Genomic DNA, 16,839 nt, shown 5'->3' on the forward strand with positions numbered 1-16,839 from the left:
CACTCGTTATAAATCTGGAGTGACCTCGATGTCGGCTGCACCTCCCTCCCCTCAGGTCATGCCTGAAGAAACCGTCAACGGTCAACGTGGCAAGGCCCGGCGCATCCTGCTCAGCGTGGCCGGCGTCGCCGTGCTGGCGGGCGTGTCATGGGGCGCCTGGTGGTGGATCACCGGGCGGTTTATCGAGACCACCGACGACGCCTACCTGCAAGCCGACAGCATCAGCGTGGCGCCAAAGATCAACGGCTACGTGGCCGACGTGCTGGTGAGCGACAACCAGAACGTCAAGCGTGGCGACGTGCTGGTGCGCCTGGATGCGCGCAAGTACCAGGCCGTGAGCGACGAAGCCTCCGCGACCATCGCCGCACGCAATGCCGACTTCGCCAAGGCCCAGGCCGACCTGGTGCAACAGGACTCCACCATCGCCGAAGCCCGCGCCCAATTGCAGGGCGCCGAGGCCGATGCCCGGCATGCGCAGACCGAAGTCGCCCGCTACGCGCCGCTGGCCCGCTCGGGCGCCGAACCGGAAGAGCGCCTGGCCCAACTGAACAACCAACTGGCACAGGCCCGCAGCACCGTGGCGGCCAAACAGGCGGCGCTGCGGTCCAGCCAGACTCGCTACGGCACGTTGCAGGCCCAGCTCAAGCAGGCCCAGGCGCAACTGGGCGTCGCCAAGGCCAGCGAAGCGCAAAGCCAACTGGACGTCGACGACGCGGTCATCCGCAGCCCGCTGGACGGCCGTGTGGCTGACCGTGGCGTACGCGTGGGGCAGTACGTGCAACCTGGTACGCGTTTGCTGACCGTGGTGCCGATCAGCGCGATCTACCTCACCGCCAACTACAAGGAAACCCAGATCGGTGGCATGCGCCCCGGCCAGACCGTCACCGTGCACGTCGACGCCCTGCCCGGCCGCGACCTGCAAGGCCACATCGACAGCCTGGCGCCCGGCACCGGCGCGCAGTTCGCCCTGCTGCCGCCGTCGAATGCCACCGGCAACTTCACCAAGATCGTGCAACGGGTACCGGTGCGCATTGCCCTGGACATACCGGATGACCTGCGTGCCGCATTGATGCCAGGCCTGTCGGCCACCGTGGAAGTCGACACCCGCACCCACACCGCAGACGCCAACCATGGCTGAGGCGAGCATGGCCGGGGTGGCCGCCGAGAAACCGCGCAACGCCTCGCTGACCGACTGGATCGCCGTCGCCGCCGGCGCACTGGGCGCCCTGCTGGCGACCCTGGATGTGTCGATCACCAACTCGGCGCTGCCGCAGATCCAGGGCCAGATCGGCGCCACCGGCACCGAAGGCACCTGGATCGCCACCGGCTACCTGATGTCGGAAATCGTGATGATCCCGCTCGCGGCCTGGCTGACCCGAGTCTTCGGCCTGCGCCGGTTTCTGATCGGCACCGCACTCACCTTCACCCTGTTCTCGATGTTCTGCGGCTTGTCCACCAGCCTTGGCGCGATGATCGCCGGGCGCATCGGCCAGGGCTTCGCCGGCGGCGCGATGATCCCGACCGCGCAGACCATCGTGCGCACGCGTCTGCCGCCCCACCAACTGGCCATCGGCACCACGATGTTCGGCATGACCGTGATCCTCGGCCCCTTGCTCGGCCCGGTGATCGGCGGCTGGCTGACGGAGAACATCAACTGGCGCTGGTGCTTCTTTCTCAACCTGCCCATCAGCATCGCGCTGATCACCCTGCTGATCACCGGCCTGCCCAGCGAGCGCATGAACCTGCAGCGCTTTATCAGCGCCGATTGGCTGGGCATTCTGGGGCTGGCCATGGGCTTGAGTTCGCTGACCGTGGTGCTGGAAGAAGGCCAGCGCGAGCACTGGTTTGACTCGCTGCTGATCGTGTGGCTGAGCATTGCCACGGTCACCGGTTTTTTCCTGATTGCCGTGGGGCAATTGCGCTCCAGTACGCCGATCCTGCGCCTGCCACTGGTGCTCAACAAAAGCTTTGGCAGCGTGTTGCTGATCGGTACGGCGGTGGGTGCGGGGCTGTATGGCACGGCGTATCTGGTGCCGCAATTTCTCGGGATTCTGTCCGGCTACAACGCGCAGCAGTCCGGCGCGATCATGCTGTTGTCGGGGATTCCGGCGTTTTTGCTGATGCCGATCCTGCCGCGAATGCTCGGCCGCTACGACCTGCGCTGGATGGTCGGCGCCGGCCTGCTGCTGTACTGGGCCAGTTGCTTTGTAGACACCCTGTTGACCGCCGACAGCGTCGGCCATGATTTTGTGTGGTCACAGTTGCTGCGCGGCTTCGGGCAGATCCTGGTGATGATGCCCCTCAGCCAACTGTCCATGCGTTCGGGAGAGACCAAAGACGCCGGCGACGCGGCCGGGCTCTACAACATGTCGCGCAACCTCGGCGGCACCATTGGCCTGGCGTTGCTCGGCGTGTTGATGGACCGGCGCAGCCACTTCCATGACGACCGGCTGCGCGAAGGCATCCTGGCCAACAGCCAATTGACCCAGGACCACATGGCCAGCAACACCGCCAGCTACCTGGCACAAACCGGCGACGCCTCCACCGCCTCGTTGCAAGCCATGGCCCAACTGGCCAACGACATCGCCCGCCAAGCCTCGGTGATGGCCTATAACGATTCGTTCTACGTACTGGGACTCGCAATGCTGGCGTGCCTGCCCCTGATCTTCATCCTGAAAAAGCGCACGGTACAGCCATGATTGCTCGCTCGTTTCCTCTGCTCCTGACCGTTGGCCTGCTATCGGCCTGCACCGTAGGCCCGGACTACTCAGGCGCACCCGACGCCGCGCCGAAAACCCTGGCCGCCGGGCATTTGCCCCATGCCGACCGCCAGGTGCCAAGCGCCCCGGCTGTGGCGCAGTGGTGGCGAACGTTGAATGACCCGCAGCTCAATGAACTGGTCGAGATGGCGCTGAACAACAGCCCCGACATTGCCACCGCCCAGGCCCGCTTGAAACACTCCCGCGCCAGCCTCAGCGGTGCGCGGGCCGACGCCCTGCCCAAGGTCACCGGTGACGCCGCCATGCTCAAACTGCGCTCGCCCGACACCTCCGCACTGGGTGGCGGCGGTAGCGGTCGCGGGCCGTTGACGCTCTACCTGGCCGGCTTCGATGCCAGTTGGGAGGCCGACCTGTTCGGCGGCACACGTCGCGCCGTCGAAGGCGCGCAAGCCGAAGCCGACGCTGCCCAGGCGCAACTGGCCGACGCCCAGGTGCAACTGGCCGCCGAAGTGGTGCAGGCCTACACCGACCTGCGCGACCAACAGGCACGCCTGGCGCTGGTAGACGCCAGTGTCGACATCGAAAACCAGGCCCTCGACCTGACCCAGCAACGTCGCAGCCGTGGCGTGGCCTCACAGCTGCAACTGGAACAAGTCCTCACCCAGGCAGAAAACACCCAGGCCCAGCGCCTGCCATTGCAAGCCGCCATCGTTGAATCCCTGGATCAACTCGGCCTGCTCTGCGGCCGGGAACCCGGCGAACTGGATGGCCGCCTCGCCACCGCCAAAGCCCTGCCCGCCATCCCCGGTGTGGTACCCGTGGCAGACCCCGCCGCCCTACTCAAGGCCCGCCCCGACATCCGCGTCGCCGAACGCAAACTGGCCTCCAGCAACGCGCAGATCGGCGAGAAAACCGCCGACTGGTTTCCCAAGCTCAGCCTGATGGGCGACCTGTCATTCTCTGCCGGCGACCCCGGCCACCTCGCCCGCAAGGACAACGGTACCTGGCTGATCCTGCCGCGCCTGACCTGGAACGCGCTGGACTTCGGCCGCGTGGCCGCCAGCGTCAAAGGTGCCGAAGCCGGTCGCGACGAAGCGCTTGCGCAGTACAAGAGTGTGGTATTGAGTGCGCTGCGCGACGCCGATGTGGCCCTGGCGCGGTACGGCCATCAACGCCAGAACGTGGTGCTGTTGCGCAGTGTGGAATCCTCGGCAGTGCGTGCGGCAGACCTGACCCGCCAACGCTACCGTGCGGGCACCGCCAGCACCCTGGATTGGCTGGATGCGGAGCGCACCCGCTACCAGGCCCAGGAGAGCCGGATTTCCGGGGATGCGGAACTGCTCAAGGATTTTGCTTCGCTGCACAAGGCATTGGGGCTGGGCTGGACGTTGTGACACATCAGGCGTTTGATGGGAGAAATTCCATTCAAGACCGATCTGGCGGAGATCGGGATGGATATCATGGGGTTTGACCTGAAGTGGGAGGGGCAATAAATGAAAGAACTGATCCAGGGGCTCGACGGCCCCAGAACGGCACAGCAGGAATTGTTCTACGACCTGGAGGACGCCGCCGCTGTGATTGGCTGGTCGGTGGTTGAATTGACGGCTTTAGCCGCCAGCGGTCGGACGCCGGATGAGGCCGTGGCGCTGATGAAGATCTGCGCGTTGCTGGCAGCGCAACAGGAAAGGCTTCACGCGTATGCAGGTGAGGTGAAAGACCAGCGCATCGCCAGGTCTGAAATCCTGTAATCACAGGAGGCATACCCCAATGGCGCGCAGCCGACGAACAACGTGAAAGAATTCACATTTATTGACACTGGATATTGAAGCTCAAAATTTGACCAAATAATATTTTGCCGCAACCGAGCACACACCTTTATACGGATATTGCTCTGCACCAGCTCGGGAGCCACGCGCGTGCAGACAATAAAACATTGAGGTTTGCCATGCGTCTTTCCAAGCTCGCTCCATCCGCCGCCCTGTTCAGTCTGATCGCCCTATCGGCACAAGCCGCTGACTTGAGTGCCCTGACAGGGGCTCTGTCCTCTGCTCTGGGTGGTGCAAACAACACCACCAATAACACCAATTACTCCAATAACGCCTCCTCCTGCCAGCAACAGGTCCGCGACCTGCAGGCGAACATCAATGCAGCCAATGCCAAGGGCGATACCTTGCGCGCAACCGCCTATCAAGCTGCGCTGACCCAGACAAACAAAAGCTGCAGTAACGCCAGTTACAACACCCAGGCCCAAGTGAATACCAACCCGCAGCACCAACAAAACGTGAACAAGGCAGCGGATGCGATCAATGCAATCGGTGGGCTGTTTAAATAAGCCGGAAAGTCGTGTGCGAGAGGCCCGCAATTGCGGGCTTTTCTACGTCTGCGGGACGGACCATGCAAAAACCTTGATCGGCACGCCCGTACTTTCGTCCGGGCAATAAAAAACCCCGTAGACGCTAATCTACGGGGTTTTCAAGAGTGGAGGCCGAGGTCGGAATCGAACCGGCGTAGGCGGATTTGCAATCCACAAAAATAATATTATTTTTCAACAAGTTACCAAGAAAACAATTCCGCACGACAAAAAATTTAATGGCGCTGGCGACCGCTGGATTTGAGAGGACTAATTTCCATTGCGGAATGGATTTTCTACACTTCGTCGCATGGTTAGGCTGCCGTACGCCCCTGGAAATGTAACCAACGCCAGTGCGCCCAGCTCAAAGACGAACTCATCCAGAGTCAGGCAACGCTACGCAAGTTGCGGGCGAACGTGGCCGGCCTCGTGCAAATGAGTAACCTGTTGGCCAGGGCTTAGGCCGAAGCAGAAGGAAGGCTCGCAGCCGCGCAGCAACAGATAAGCACACTGGAACAACAGTACTCGTTTGCGTCAGTGCAAAGCGTGAGGATTGTTCTCGGGCAGCGTGATTATCTGCTTAGGGAGAATCAGAGACTGCTCGCCGAGCTCAATAAGACAATCCCATCCTGAGCTTCATGTCGAATCCATTATTTTGCCTATACTCTAACGGAAAACCTAAATGAGCGATAAAAATGGATCGATATGATTTTTGCCTTATTACCTCAAACGTGTATTTCGACGAGAACCTGATCCCCTATCACATCAATGACTTACTTACCATTAAACGAGCTAACGAACAGCATATAAGTATATTCCAGAGCAACATGGAAGGTGCAAAAAATTATTTCCAGTTTCACAATTTTTTAGATTACGGCTCGCCTTGCTTTATATTAAATGCCGACAACGACCCTATACCTGCACCAACCCCGAGATGGTGGTTGGTCAGCTTTGCTGATGGCATAGATCATACAGAAACACTGAATATGGCCGGAGAACTTATCCGACCAAAAATAAATTTCGCCATGCAAGGAGCTATTGGAAATGAAAATGATCACTATGCGACGGCTCATGTATTATTAAGGCAGCATGAGGCAGACAGAATATGTCGAGAATCTTGGATGCCTTATAGAACCCAGTTAGTAACTCCTCAGGCCATGGCTAATTTCAAGCTTTACTTTGGAAAGCTAGAGGGCAAAGATGTAATTCATGAAACAAAATATGCAATGAAGCTATTCCTTGACTCAATGAGTCTTGACATGCGTTCCACGCTGAAAACCTTATCATACTTCTCCGTGATCGAATGCCTGATAACTCGACACGGCCCACCGATCACAACGCAAATCTTAAACAATATAAAACCAATCATGGAAAGATCTGATACCCCTCCTGATACCGCCAAATATTTTGGAGTGATCGAATACAAAAAGCTCTGGGAAACACTATATGACATCAGGAGTCGTATCGCTCACGGATCAACTATCAAATTAAAGCCTTTTATAAAAGATCTAGGCAACGTTAATTCTTTCCTTGAGCTAGTGATAATTGAAATTGCAAAAATAGCCTTGACTGATCCAGATCTTGTTAGAACACTACGAGAGAAAACAAAATATTAATGTACTGCCGAAATCTCTCTAACGTAGGCCTGACACGCCCGAAGCGCTATCAATCCATTGTTCCCGTCCGCGGTTATTGCGATAATTCTTTGAGCATGCGCTGGGTCAAGTTGGGCTCGACGGGTTGCATGAACCACGCCGACGGCGGCGGTGGTGGTAGGCACGTCGCAGCCACTGGCTGGATCCTTGAGGAGGACTGACAGCCGCAGATCAGCAGTGGCAAGGCGATCACGGATAACAGCCTGCTTGCGTTGCTCATCGGATAATTCCTTGGTGTGTTTTTGATCCTGGCGGGAGAGCTGCTGCTCAGCTGCCAGGCGCTTATCCTGCTCGGCGCGAGCCTGGGAGGCAGCGGCCTTTCCGATATCGGCCAGGTCATCCTTGTGCAGCCCATCCTGTTCGGCCAGCTTCTCGCCCATCCGCCAGCCCTGAACCTGCCAGGCGCCGCCGAACCCGATGACCAGCGCCAGCAGGATCGACGCCAGGATCTGACCCGGCGTCATCACGGCACATCCTTGAAGAAGACGTGGTGCCCGATGCGCAACGTCTGCTTGGCACCCGACGCCCAGGCGGGCGCCTTCGGCATGGTGGTGGCGTAGTAGTGTGTGGCGCCGCCGGTTGGATCCGGCACTTCGCCAGATATCACCTGATCAGCCACACGCTGGGCCTGGGCGAACTGCGCGGCCGGGATCGGCTTGGCGCCACTGAGGTAAGCGTTGTTCGGGTCGTTCTGGTTCCAGCAGCTGAACTGCCACGGTTTCAGGCAAACCCCGGCGTAGCCCTCCCCCCACCAAGACTTGGCCTTGCTGTCGAACACGCGGTTACGGATCGTCCAAGCGACGGCGATCTGGCCGGCGAGGCCTTCGCCCCTGGCCTCACCCCAAAGCGTGCGGGCCAGGACGTCACGGTCTTTATCGGCAGACTTCATACTTTTCTCCAGGCAAAAAAATACCGGCTTGATGGCCGGTGTTCGAAAGGATCTACAGCAGCTGCTGCTGGTGATGGACATGCCAATATTCTCGATTATTTGCTGATCTTGGCCGCCAGCAATGCTGGAGCTATCGGGCGTTTTTCGGATTTTGGAAATCCCGCAGACCCAGGCCAATCGCGCAGAGATGTTCGATATGCCTGCAGATCCTTGTATTCATCAGGAGTTAGTGTGGTCACTCCTCCACCCTCAACCTCGTCACGATGTCTCGAAACGATCTCGTCGGTCAACTTCAGTTCTCCATCACGCCAAGCTCGCTCGCCGATGGCTGGGCTGACAACGGGATTCAAGATGCCATTTACTTCTTTCAGGGATATTCGCGTCATTCCATCGCTTAACCCTGACGCTACTTGCTCATCATCGAATCCATAATACAAACCATCTTCCGCCAAAAAATAACTCATAACTAAATTAGTCATCTTAACTCCACCCACTTTTGTATTGTTGTTCCTGAAATTGTCACCGAGTATCCGTATCCGTTTGGAACAATAAATGAAAGCGGGGCTCGTTGCCCTGCTACGCCAGGATCACCACTATAAATCGTAACCCCTCCAACTACGACTGTCGTCGCTTCAGCTCCAGATAGCGTATCAAGTGATAGAAATACTTGAATTGGAGCCCCGGAACTATTTGTGTAGGTTACCCCGCTTCCACGCGAAACAGTTACATCAACATAGGTCCTGTTATATCCAAGCGTGCTATTTAGTGCAGTGCCCAACCTGACAGCCAGCTTTGCCGGGGTAACAGCTTTCGAATCGTTAACGCCTGCCGTCACTTCTGGACTGGTAGCTAGCTGTATAAGGCCGGGCACCGACTCTGAAGTTGACCGCAAATAAGATTGCAGCTCTTGATATACAAAGTTCGTATTGGCAAGTTTTGCACTGTTGTCATGAAGATCTGGTGTTGAGTTCGTTGCCGGATTTACAAAAACGGGGCTATCTAAATCAGCTTTTTCGGTCAATCGAGCTGCAAGCTTTTTCGGAGTTACGGCCGAGGAGTCATTTATCCCAGCAGTGACCTGCGCCTGGGTGGCAATCTTGAGCCATCCAAATGCGTTCTCAGTGGCCTGCGTAACCACCTTTGCGATCGCCTGAAATACTCGAAGCGGGCTCATCGCTTTGGTGGCTGACTCGCCGGCCTCGGCTTCGGGCTGGCTCGCAAACGCAACAGAGGATTCCGAAATCTTCTGATCAATGGCTACGTTCAGCTGTGTGTTGTCGTCTTCGTCGGGTGTAAGGCCCGCCTCCTCGATCACCTTGAGCAGCTCGAGCGTAACCGAGTTGCCCCAAGCAGAAGGAATCAGCGACCCAGGCGTAGCAGCCAACGGATCCTCATCAATAAACTTTCCATCGACCAGCCCTACGCCGGGAACACTTTTAGGAAAATCCACGTTTCACCCCTTAGTCATAATTGATGTGCACAACGGTGTGCGCTGGCGCCGGTCGACGGATAAGGCACTCAAGCGCATCTCCAGGATTGGTACCGAACCGCTCACCCCAGAAGCTCGCGCCGAATCGCCGGCCAGCGCGCAGACGGCCGCCTGTGTTCAGCACCCACATAAACTGGGCTCCCCATGTACCAAAGTGCGCGGAGCCAAAACGAGAACGCCCCATACGGGGCGCGCGGTATTCAGTAATGGTTGCTCCCGGGTAGCCCTGGCTCACTGCGATCTCGATGAAGTAAGCGCGGCTCTGGCCACCGACCTCCACCAGCCTCCGGCGAACTGCCAGGCGGCGATCCTCAAACACCGGGTTCAAGCCCAGGCATTCGTCCGGCAAACCCATAACCTTTTCCCAGTCGGGCACCAGCTCGCTTACGCCGCCAGGGTCCATCTCGTTGAGGATGTCGGCTGCCCTGCCCTCCAGCCTTGCGAACTCCACAGAGACGCCCGACAGGATCAGGCCGACCTCAGGGACCAACTCTGGGTCCCACGCAGGCCCCGCAGGGAGCAGCGCTTGCAATTGGGCGCGGTACTGCTCGGCGGTTCTTAATCCAGCCATAGGCAACCCCCGAAGGTCAGCAACTGATTGGTTGCGGCCAGAACGTCATCCGATGGCGATATCAGGTTGTGATCGGTTTCGCCCGTGGCGCTGCTGATAGCCTCGCCGATGTGGGTGATCAACAGCTTGTCACCCAGCCCCGCCTCACGGTTGTGCAGATCCTGCAACTGCACCGTTACAGCCGCACGCACGGCGCTGGTGTCTGGGGTCAGGCTAAGCTGGTACACCACCGGCACCGGCACTGGTGGGAGCACATAGAGCTCCGCAGTGACAGGACGCACGTTCGGCTGCTCTATGTAATCCCGAACCTCTGCGAGTTGAGCGGGGTCAGGAATAGGATTCGCGTCATCGTCACGCATCACGAAAAGGCCAACGGTACCCGGCCCCAGGAAGTTTCGGCGGCACCAGGCGCGAGTGACTCCGGGCACTTCCAACGCCCAAGTTTCGTAGTCGTCCGGCGAGCCGCCGTGCGGAATGACTCGGTACGATCGCACTACCCGCGCCCGCAGCGACTCGACACTTTCCTGGGTGATACCGCCGATCAACCCTGGGGCCAGCACCGTGAAGGTGCTGACAAGCCCCTCGACTGGCTGAATCAACGTCAGCACCATGCCCGCTTCGATGTTGCCCAGCGTGCCCGCATCCACAGCTTCCAGCTTGGCGGTGTTGATACCCGCTACCGTGGTCACGCTTTCGGTCACACGATAAGCGCGGCCGTCATTCGACTGCATCACCGTATCGACATCCACCACCCGGCCACCGGCAGCCGTGAAGCTGGCAGTACCGGCCGCCGGCTGCGCGGCCTTGCGCGGTTGGCTCAATCGTAAGTTGGCAATACGCTCCAGCGTCTCTTCGTCAGCCGTATCGGGCAGGTTCTGTTCGGCAATCCAGTCCAGATAGCCGTACAGTCCGTAAGCCGTACCACTCAATGCACGTGACAGCACTTGCGCATCTGAGCGCCGCAGCGCGTCGCTGGCCAGGTCACTCTGGATACGGCTGACCAGCACCGGTAAAGTTGGCGTTTCAAACGGCATAGATCACCTGCCACAGTTGGTTTGAGTTGATTTCCAGGCGCGTGCCAGTACTGATGGTGAGGATCACCCGCAGGTTCAGCCGGTTGGCACCGGCCTGCTCGCTGATGATTTCGATGTCGTCCACGCCGTCATCCTCGATCAACCACTGCAACGCCTCTCGGGCGTAGAACTCGGCATCTCGTTGCGTAGCGGCGGTCAGCTTGACGCGGCGCAGCAGCCACAGCCGCGAGCCGATGCGATCATCGGCAATGCTTGGGTAGCTATCACCCCACCAGCCGTAGCGTTCATCATCGTCGAGCGGATCATCCGTAGCGGCGCGGCGCCAGGTGAACAGGCTGATCACCACAGCGCGCACCAGTGAAGCCTCCCGGTTGGGCGTTATGATCATCCAGCACCTCCTACGGGCGGGCCGCTCTGGCCTGTGCCGGGCATCACCCCACTGTGCGGGTGCTCGATTTGGCTGACGCCGCCGGCGATCTGGTCGCCATCAGAAACGATTTTTCCGGTCTGGGTGATCATCGGCGTATCGATGTTCACCGCCACACCCGCCTTGATGTTCAAGGTCTGGGTTTCGATATCGATGATCCGACCGCGCTTGAGGTGAATCTTGTCGCCCTCATCGGTGTAGATAGCCACCTCCCCCGGCTCCATCGCCTGGATGCGATAGCGACGATCAGACACCACGAGCACCACCCCATGGGAACGATCGCCGCCCAGGAACGCGGCAATTCCCTCGGCACCAGGTAGCGGGTGACTGGTCAGCCCGTAGGGTTCGAAATGTTCCAGGCCGTCCTTGACCTCGCCGGCGAGCAGCCTCATTTGCAGGGCCTGCATCTTTTTCGCGGCGTTTCCCAGCACAACCGTACCGCGCACAAGCAAGTTCATCAGGCTCATTAGGATGGCTTCCAGTCAGCGGGGAGTAGGTATTCGAAGTTGTCGGCTTTGCCGCCCTTCTTGAGCTTGCGGTCTTTGTGGCGGTCGTTGGGTTCGGGCTCGAAACTGTCCGGTGGCCCTACCACCATCGTGGTGATGGTGCCGCTGTCCGTGAGCGAATAAGTGATCTCGGAAATCAGCATGTCACGGTCCATCCCAATGATGGGATCCACCACGCGCACCAACATGTTGTGCTTCCACAGCGCGCCGTTCGACTGCCGCCATCCCTGGACTTTATAAGTGGTGCTCAAGGCTTTGCCGATGCGGGTAACGCTTTCCCACCGAGCCCGGTCCATTGCTAGCTTGTCGCTCAACTGGCCCGACTCCTTGATGATCATCACCCGCTTGCGTGTGATGCGGTCATCCGTGACAACGGCTGACACCTCTGCCGCTTTTTCGCCGAACTCGGTGTCGGTTCCGCTACGCTGGCCAAGCACCCGGTACTCAGAAAAAACCCCGGAGAAATCCAACCCAGCGTCGCCAGTCAGAATATTTCGGCCTACCTCCAGCTTGTCGCTGGCCCAGCCTTCACTGCCAGGCTTCGCCAGCACGGCCATGCCCGTGGCGTCATCGGTGGAGAACACCCGGAACAGGGTCAGCAGACGATCAATGGACTCAAATACCGTCTCGCCCGGCTCGATCGTGTGATCCGACAGCGTGCCGGTGTCTGCAATCTCGCTCCGAACTTTGATGCCATACGGCGCAGCCAGCGCCTTCACGATGGCAAGTACGCCCAGCCCGCTCCATTGACCTGGCTTGTTGATCGCCGCGCAGTCCACAAGATCGGCGGTCAACGATCGACCGGAGATCGTCAGGGTGATGCTTTTGTCGTCGTAGCTGATCGGCGAAGCGAACACCCAGCCAGTCAGCACCAGGTCGCCACCAATGCGCACCTGGCATTTGGAGCCCTGGCGAATCGGTATCACGATCGGCTGGCCTGACCACTTCCAGGTTATACCCAGATTGAAGTCGCGGGCCTGACGTTCCAACCCTGCGGAGATCTCGACGTATTTCCAGCCGCCATAGTCCAGGCCGTCAACGGTCAGGCTGACGGCATTCGATGCATCGAGCATGGGTTACTCCTGAGCGATCTTGAGCGGCACCGGCGGTACAAAGCCTGGGTGACTGATGCGGTTGCGCTGCACGATCTCCCCTGCCCGCGTGGAGTCGCCGAAGCGCCTGTAGGCGAGTACCAGGGCCGGCAACGTTTCAGCCGGCGTCATGTCGACCAAACGCACACCGGACGCGGCCACGGCCGTCAGATGCTTTACCAGCACCTGCCGCATGGTGGTCAACGCTCGGTAATGATCTGGATCAGCCTTGAGCGATGCCTGCCAAATGGCCTCATTGAGCGTGTCGCGCAACTCGATCACATCATCAGCAACCGGCACCTCTGGCCGATCCACCGGCGACACAGCTTGCTGATCGATCGCAGGCACCGAGTCCATCACTGCCGGGCGAATAGACACGGGCATCTCGCTGATGATTAAACCGACCTGCACCAACAGGGCGTCCTGCACCAGATCGGCAGTGGCCTGGGCCATGGCACTGGTGTCCACTCCATTGGCCTGGGTGACCGTGTTGATATCGGTCACAGCCGACGTGTGTTGCGATGCGGTGGCCACCGTTGCGCGATAGCTGGAACCGGGACTGGAAAAATCCAGCCCAGTGAAGTCGCTGAAATAGCTGGAGAACAAGGCCCCTAGCGCGCCGGGCGAGTTGATCAGGGACTGCACGAAACCACTGAGGTTGGTGAACAACCCCACCAGTGGTGCGAACTGGCGCTGGATCGCGCCATAGACGCCCGACAAGCTGTTGCGCAACCCGATGACACTGAGCCGCGCTTTGTCGATCTTTTCCATTGCCGCCTTGTACCGGGCCAGGGCTGAGTCCAATAGCCCTTCCGAAGACTTGACCACCTGTTGCCGAGTGTTCGCCGTGGCCGTGGGAAACTTGCGCGGCGTGTCGGGGTAGAACGTCAGTTCAAACCTAGCAACGCCGCCCTCCCGACGATCATGAGTCAGCTCACATTCCCCGGCCTTTACCAGCATTCGGCCGAGCCACGGGTGCACCAGCTCGCCGGAGCCCTCCGTCTGCAAAGCCTCTTGCAGCTTGTCGCGCCGCTCGAAGCAATCATCCCCGATCACCCAGGCGCTCATCCGATGGACTTGCGCCTGTTTGCCCAGAGGTTCGAAGTAGGGCTCATCCCGTTGTGGGAACTCATGCAACTGGCCCTTCTGCCCCACCGGCACGGCCGCCTGCTCGATCAGAAAGCTGATGCCCCGGTACGATGCGGGCAGCAGTTGATCACGCCACGTTTGCTCCATTGGCTACCTCTGCGTGCCGACTGTTCGCTGGCCGATATTGGGTTTTATGGTTAGGCCGCGCTGGTTGGTTTGCGACTGTTCCACGGTGGTACCGGGCGGCGCGCCGTTGAGGTTGATGTCGATTTTGCCGTTGAGGTTCTGGCCGCTTGCCGCAGCCGTTTGCTGCAGCAAACTACCTGGGGCCGGCATTTGACCCGGTGCTTTCAAAAGCTGCTCGGTGTTGATACCCATCTGCACGTTATTCGCCATCTGGCGGTTTTGAGCGGTCTGCACTGCGTTGGCCTGGAGAAACGCACCGGTCCCACCGCCAGCCCCAGCATTGCGCTGACGCTGCTGTTCGGCGAAGGCATTGGCCTTGCTTGTGGCAGACTCAATGAGTCCGTCACCACCTTCACCTCCACCGAAGAACTTCATCATGGGCTCAATTATCGGCCGCAGTTTCTCCCACAGGCTTTTGAACCAGGCGCTGATGGGCTCCCAGTTCTTAACAATAAACCCCAGGGGCGACCAGTCGAACATCGTTTTGAGGAAGTCCATTACGGGGGTGGAGAGCGCAACGAGCACACCCCAGAGCGCCTTAAAGAACTCCGTTAATGGTCCCCAATTCGCAATGATTAACCCGATAGGCGTCCACGAAACAAACGCCTTGAACATCTCCCAGGCCGCCATGGTTGGGCCTTTGATCTTGGCCCAGATAGCTTGGAAGTACGGGGCGATGGCCGACCAGTTCGCTACAATCAGCCCGGCGGCGAGCGCGATGCCTGTGGCAACAAGGCCAATGGGGTTCGCTTTGAGTGCGAACGAAAGAAGCTTGGTTGCCACGATCGTCGAAACAATCCCCAAACGCAGCGCGGTAAACGCAAGTCCAGCAGCTGCAACACCCCGCACTACATCTGGATTGGCCTCAACCAATTTCGCAAACTGAATCACCATAGGCCGCACTGCATCCACTACCGCGTTGACTGCAGGCAACATCGCGTTGCCGATGGACTTGGAAACGTTGGTGGTAGCATTGCGCAAGAGCGTCAGATTGTTCTCGGTTGTTGCCGCTCGGGACGCGTACTCCTTTTCCATCGATCCGGCGTAAAGCGAGGCGTCACCCACCTTTGTAAGGTTGCCTTTTAACAAGTCGAGGTTAGAAACCAACGATACGATGGAGGTGACCGATTCCGAACCGAACAGTTGTGTAAGCAGCCCAACCCTAGAGGCCGCATCGACCTTTCCGATTCGCTCCAAAATATTCAGGATGGTGCCCTGGGCATCAGTCTGCATCGACTTCGCCACCTGCTTAGAGTCCAACCGAATCGCCTTGAATGCTTGCGACTGAGCCTTGGTGGCCGACGATCCCTTCGTCATCGCAAGCATGAAGTTCTTAATGCCCGTGGCGGCCACTTCCTGCTCAACCCCAACGCCAGCCATCGTCGCGCCTAATGCTGCAATCTGCCCGGAGGCGAGCCCCGCCACTTCACCCAATGGCCCGATACGAGTGACGATATCGGAGATCTTTTTGGTGTTCGCCGGGCCTGTGTTACCCAAATAGTTGATCCGATCAGCGAGATCCGTCACGCCGACCTGAGTCATTTTGAAAGATGTGCGCCAAGTCGCCATCATCTCCCCGCTCTGTTCGGCGGTCTGGTCGAAGGCAACACCCATCTTGACCGCTGACTCGGCAAAGCCCAGCAGCTCATCGCTCGCAAAACCAGCCTGGCCACCCGCCGCGACAATCTTGGCGATATTGCCGGCGGCCATCGGCAGCACCTCTGACATGCGCGTAATGTCGTCGCCCATCTGCTTGAACTGCTGGGGGGTATCGAAGTTCACGACCTTGTTGACGTTTGCCATCTCGGATTCGAACGCAATTGCCGATCGAGTACCGACCGCAAACGGCGCAGCCAGCGCGCCGCCAGTGATCAAATCCTTGATGCCGATTTTCCCCAAGCCCGTTTTTTCGAGATTTTTCCTGAACGTTCCTACGTTTTTTTGAATACCGGCTAACTTCGGCGACAGCTTGTCGACGCCGGTGATCAACGCCTTGAGCTGAAACTTATCCATAGCTAACCCTGCTGTGCGTTGTTAATACGTTGCAGTTGCTCGTAAGACTCACAGAGCACATCCAACGGCCTGGACATCATTACCTCGGGATCAACTTTCCAGAGCCAGGCCAGGTCGTAGGCAACGGCAATCAGGTCGGAGACTTCGCCGATGCCGCGGTCATGAAAAAACCAGCAATCTCCCAGCTCAGCGTGTTGAGGTCGGTCAGATCCAACTGGTCAACCGAGGATGGTGGGATACCTGCGCACACGGCGATGTACTTGGCGGACACTTCCATTTCAAGGGTCACCGCTTCGTCTTTGCCGATCACATATGGCAACGCCCGGATCTTGCGGACTTCCTGAACCGTAGGACGCCGCAGGGTCAACGAGGTCAACTGCTCGCCATGCGCCTCAATAGGCGCGCTCAACTTCATTGGTTCGCTCATTGCCAGCTCCCTTTGATGCCGTCGAATTGCAACTCAACAGTGCCGTCGTCAGCCTTGAACGAAGGCTCATCGACCAGGTAAGCACCGGCCAGGACGTACACACGCCCGTTTTTGAATTCGGTCGTAACCGTCATATCACGGCCATTCACCAGCGTTTTGATCGGAAAGCCCGGTTCAAGGATCGCCGTCATCTTTGTATAGGGAGGCAATTCCTCTTCCTTGTAGAAGCCCGGAAAAATCGTTTCCCGCTTCACATCCATCAAAGGGGCTTCAGCGCCGCCGGTGATAGTCAGTTGGACGCCATCCACTTTTACGTAGGTGGTACCCGCCACTAATTGACCCATGGTCATAGTCTCCAGAATGCAAAAGCCCGCGCAGGGCGGGCCGGGGTT

At 58.7% G+C, this 16,839-nt stretch carries 19 protein-coding genes; 6 read left to right on the forward strand and 13 right to left on the reverse strand.

What is annotated here, in order from left to right:
- The first annotated feature begins 28 nt into the window (after nucleotides 1-28).
- The 6 genes from BMX59_RS08955 to BMX59_RS08985 all read left to right on the forward strand — a co-directional run bounded on the left by BMX59_RS08955 (nucleotide 29) and on the right by BMX59_RS08985 (nucleotide 6,686).
- Nucleotides 29-1,138, forward strand: coding sequence for an HlyD family secretion protein (locus BMX59_RS08955; protein ID WP_093121064.1), 1,110 nt, complete (start codon nucleotides 29-31; stop codon nucleotides 1,136-1,138).
- Nucleotides 1,131-2,699 (forward strand): DHA2 family efflux MFS transporter permease subunit, encoded by a 1,569-nt coding sequence (locus tag BMX59_RS08960; protein WP_093121065.1) that lies wholly within the window; start codon nucleotides 1,131-1,133, stop codon nucleotides 2,697-2,699. Before BMX59_RS08955 ends, BMX59_RS08960 begins: the two co-directional genes overlap by 8 nt.
- Nucleotides 2,696-4,114 (forward strand): efflux transporter outer membrane subunit, encoded by a 1,419-nt coding sequence (locus BMX59_RS08965; protein ID WP_093121066.1) that lies wholly within the window; start codon nucleotides 2,696-2,698, stop codon nucleotides 4,112-4,114. Before BMX59_RS08960 ends, BMX59_RS08965 begins: the two co-directional genes overlap by 4 nt.
- Nucleotides 4,115-4,213: 99 nt before the next feature.
- Nucleotides 4,214-4,468, forward strand: a complete 255-nt coding sequence (locus BMX59_RS08970; RefSeq protein ID WP_093121067.1) for a hypothetical protein — start codon at nucleotides 4,214-4,216, stop codon at nucleotides 4,466-4,468.
- Nucleotides 4,469-4,665: 197 nt separating this feature from the next.
- Nucleotides 4,666-5,052: a DUF1090 family protein gene (locus tag BMX59_RS08975; protein ID WP_071488186.1), complete on the forward strand. Its 387-nt coding sequence runs from the start codon at nucleotides 4,666-4,668 to the stop codon at nucleotides 5,050-5,052.
- A gap of 713 nt (nucleotides 5,053-5,765) precedes the next feature.
- Entirely contained in the window at nucleotides 5,766-6,686 is a 921-nt protein-coding gene (locus BMX59_RS08985; RefSeq protein WP_093121068.1) for a HEPN domain-containing protein, read from the forward strand.
- Here the strand turns inward: BMX59_RS08985 and BMX59_RS08990 are convergent.
- The 13 genes from BMX59_RS08990 to BMX59_RS09050 form a co-directional block, all read right to left on the reverse strand.
- Nucleotides 6,683-7,189 carry a lysis system spanin subunit gene (locus BMX59_RS08990; RefSeq protein WP_093121069.1) on the reverse strand — a complete coding sequence of 169 codons (507 nt, stop codon included), beginning with the start codon at nucleotides 7,187-7,189 and terminating at the stop codon, nucleotides 6,683-6,685. The genes BMX59_RS08985 and BMX59_RS08990 overlap by 4 nt on opposite strands.
- The gene (locus BMX59_RS08995; protein WP_093121070.1) at nucleotides 7,189-7,614 is read right to left on the reverse strand and encodes a cell wall hydrolase; all 426 of its coding nucleotides are present in this window, start codon (nucleotides 7,612-7,614) and stop codon (nucleotides 7,189-7,191) included. Before BMX59_RS08995 ends, BMX59_RS08990 begins: the two co-directional genes overlap by 1 nt.
- A gap of 95 nt (nucleotides 7,615-7,709) precedes the next feature.
- Nucleotides 7,710-8,093 (reverse strand): phage tail assembly chaperone, encoded by a 384-nt coding sequence (locus tag BMX59_RS09000; protein WP_093121071.1) that lies wholly within the window; start codon nucleotides 8,091-8,093, stop codon nucleotides 7,710-7,712.
- Nucleotides 8,090-9,064, reverse strand: coding sequence for a hypothetical protein (locus tag BMX59_RS30440; protein WP_175486667.1), 975 nt, complete (start codon nucleotides 9,062-9,064; stop codon nucleotides 8,090-8,092). The genes BMX59_RS09000 and BMX59_RS30440 overlap by 4 nt, the downstream gene beginning before the upstream one ends.
- 10 nt (nucleotides 9,065-9,074) lie before the next feature.
- On the reverse strand, nucleotides 9,075-9,674 hold the full coding sequence (locus BMX59_RS09010; protein WP_093121072.1) for a YmfQ family protein: 600 nt from the start codon (nucleotides 9,672-9,674) through the stop codon (nucleotides 9,075-9,077).
- Nucleotides 9,662-10,708, reverse strand: a complete 1,047-nt coding sequence (locus tag BMX59_RS09015) for a baseplate J/gp47 family protein (protein ID WP_093121073.1) — start codon at nucleotides 10,706-10,708, stop codon at nucleotides 9,662-9,664. Before BMX59_RS09015 ends, BMX59_RS09010 begins: the two co-directional genes overlap by 13 nt.
- Nucleotides 10,698-11,096: a phage GP46 family protein gene (locus BMX59_RS09020; RefSeq protein WP_093121074.1), complete on the reverse strand. Its 399-nt coding sequence runs from the start codon at nucleotides 11,094-11,096 to the stop codon at nucleotides 10,698-10,700. Before BMX59_RS09020 ends, BMX59_RS09015 begins: the two co-directional genes overlap by 11 nt.
- Nucleotides 11,093-11,602 (reverse strand): phage baseplate assembly protein V, encoded by a 510-nt coding sequence (locus BMX59_RS09025; protein ID WP_093121075.1) that lies wholly within the window; start codon nucleotides 11,600-11,602, stop codon nucleotides 11,093-11,095. Before BMX59_RS09025 ends, BMX59_RS09020 begins: the two co-directional genes overlap by 4 nt.
- Nucleotides 11,602-12,714 (reverse strand): phage baseplate assembly protein, encoded by a 1,113-nt coding sequence (locus BMX59_RS09030; RefSeq protein WP_093121076.1) that lies wholly within the window; start codon nucleotides 12,712-12,714, stop codon nucleotides 11,602-11,604. Before BMX59_RS09030 ends, BMX59_RS09025 begins: the two co-directional genes overlap by 1 nt.
- 3 nt (nucleotides 12,715-12,717) lie before the next feature.
- Nucleotides 12,718-13,968: a DNA circularization protein gene (locus tag BMX59_RS09035; protein ID WP_093121077.1), complete on the reverse strand. Its 1,251-nt coding sequence runs from the start codon at nucleotides 13,966-13,968 to the stop codon at nucleotides 12,718-12,720.
- A 3-nt stretch (nucleotides 13,969-13,971) separates the two neighbouring features.
- On the reverse strand, nucleotides 13,972-16,020 hold the full coding sequence (locus tag BMX59_RS09040) for a phage tail tape measure protein (protein WP_093121078.1): 2,049 nt from the start codon (nucleotides 16,018-16,020) through the stop codon (nucleotides 13,972-13,974).
- A gap of 130 nt (nucleotides 16,021-16,150) precedes the next feature.
- Nucleotides 16,151-16,447: a phage tail assembly protein gene (locus tag BMX59_RS09045; RefSeq protein WP_093121079.1), complete on the reverse strand. Its 297-nt coding sequence runs from the start codon at nucleotides 16,445-16,447 to the stop codon at nucleotides 16,151-16,153.
- Complete coding sequence (locus BMX59_RS09050) at nucleotides 16,444-16,791, reverse strand: phage tail tube protein (protein WP_093121080.1); 348 nt, start codon at nucleotides 16,789-16,791, stop codon at nucleotides 16,444-16,446. The genes BMX59_RS09045 and BMX59_RS09050 overlap by 4 nt, the downstream gene beginning before the upstream one ends.
- Between the last annotated feature and the right edge of the window lie 48 nt (nucleotides 16,792-16,839).

Source organism: Pseudomonas sp. NFR09 (assembly GCF_900111535.1).
Classification (GTDB): Bacteria; Pseudomonadota; Gammaproteobacteria; order Pseudomonadales; family Pseudomonadaceae; genus Aquipseudomonas; species Aquipseudomonas extremorientalis.

Bases quoted from the DNA above. Each gene is read 5' to 3' on its own strand.
- BMX59_RS09025 (WP_093121075.1), bottom strand. From the start codon at position 11,602: ATGAGCCTGATGAACTTGCTTGTGCGCGGTACGGTTGTGCTGGGAAAC.
- BMX59_RS09010 (WP_093121072.1), bottom strand. From the start codon at position 9,674: ATGGCTGGATTAAGAACCGCCGAGCAGTACCGCGCCCAATTGCAAGCG.
- BMX59_RS09050 (WP_093121080.1), bottom strand. From the start codon at position 16,791: ATGGGTCAATTAGTGGCGGGTACCACCTACGTAAAAGTGGATGGCGTC.
- BMX59_RS09040 (WP_093121078.1), bottom strand. From the start codon at position 16,020: ATGGATAAGTTTCAGCTCAAGGCGTTGATCACCGGCGTCGACAAGCTG.
- BMX59_RS08955 (WP_093121064.1), top strand. From the start codon at position 29: ATGTCGGCTGCACCTCCCTCCCCTCAGGTCATGCCTGAAGAAACCGTC.
- BMX59_RS09035 (WP_093121077.1), bottom strand. From the start codon at position 13,968: ATGGAGCAAACGTGGCGTGATCAACTGCTGCCCGCATCGTACCGGGGC.
- BMX59_RS08975 (WP_071488186.1), top strand. From the start codon at position 4,666: ATGCGTCTTTCCAAGCTCGCTCCATCCGCCGCCCTGTTCAGTCTGATC.
- BMX59_RS08995 (WP_093121070.1), bottom strand. From the start codon at position 7,614: ATGAAGTCTGCCGATAAAGACCGTGACGTCCTGGCCCGCACGCTTTGG.
- BMX59_RS08960 (WP_093121065.1), top strand. From the start codon at position 1,131: ATGGCTGAGGCGAGCATGGCCGGGGTGGCCGCCGAGAAACCGCGCAAC.
- BMX59_RS09015 (WP_093121073.1), bottom strand. From the start codon at position 10,708: ATGCCGTTTGAAACGCCAACTTTACCGGTGCTGGTCAGCCGTATCCAG.
- BMX59_RS08985 (WP_093121068.1), top strand. From the start codon at position 5,766: ATGGATCGATATGATTTTTGCCTTATTACCTCAAACGTGTATTTCGAC.
- BMX59_RS09020 (WP_093121074.1), bottom strand. From the start codon at position 11,096: ATGATCATAACGCCCAACCGGGAGGCTTCACTGGTGCGCGCTGTGGTG.
- BMX59_RS09045 (WP_093121079.1), bottom strand. From the start codon at position 16,447: ATGAGCGAACCAATGAAGTTGAGCGCGCCTATTGAGGCGCATGGCGAG.
- BMX59_RS08965 (WP_093121066.1), top strand. From the start codon at position 2,696: ATGATTGCTCGCTCGTTTCCTCTGCTCCTGACCGTTGGCCTGCTATCG.
- BMX59_RS08990 (WP_093121069.1), bottom strand. From the start codon at position 7,189: ATGACGCCGGGTCAGATCCTGGCGTCGATCCTGCTGGCGCTGGTCATC.
- BMX59_RS09000 (WP_093121071.1), bottom strand. From the start codon at position 8,093: ATGACTAATTTAGTTATGAGTTATTTTTTGGCGGAAGATGGTTTGTAT.
- BMX59_RS08970 (WP_093121067.1), top strand. From the start codon at position 4,214: ATGAAAGAACTGATCCAGGGGCTCGACGGCCCCAGAACGGCACAGCAG.
- BMX59_RS09030 (WP_093121076.1), bottom strand. From the start codon at position 12,714: ATGCTCGATGCATCGAATGCCGTCAGCCTGACCGTTGACGGCCTGGAC.